This window comes from Glycomyces sp. MUSA5-2 (assembly GCF_037034145.1).
Lineage (GTDB): Bacteria > Actinomycetota > Actinomycetes > Mycobacteriales > Micromonosporaceae > Glycomyces > Glycomyces artemisiae.
Genome location: NZ_JBAGKG010000032.1, coordinates 1 through 275, shown reverse-complemented (window position 1 = coordinate 275; position 275 = coordinate 1). Strand labels below are relative to the sequence as shown.

Below are 275 nucleotides of genomic sequence, written 5' to 3'. Positions count from 1 at the left end.
CCCGCCGGACGGTCCGGCTCCGCAGCTCAGCGTCGCCGGCAACCAGATCGTCACCGAGGACGGCGAGCCGTACCGGCTGCTGGGCGTGGACCGGTCCTCCGCCGAGTTCGCGTGCGTGCAGGGCAAGGGCCTGTTCGACTCCGGCCCGGTCGACCAGGCGTCCGTCGACGCCATGAAGGACTGGAACATCCACGCCGTGCGCCTCCCGCTCAACGAGGAGTGCTGGCTCGGACTCAACGGCTCCCCCAGCGGCGCGGCCTACCAGGAAGGCGTCA

Annotated in this window: 1 pseudogene; it reads left to right on the top strand. The window is 71.6% G+C overall.

The annotated features are described in order from the left end of the window. A pseudogene (locus WA640_RS28710) lies at window positions 1-275 on the top strand (cellulose-binding protein); the annotation flags it as partial.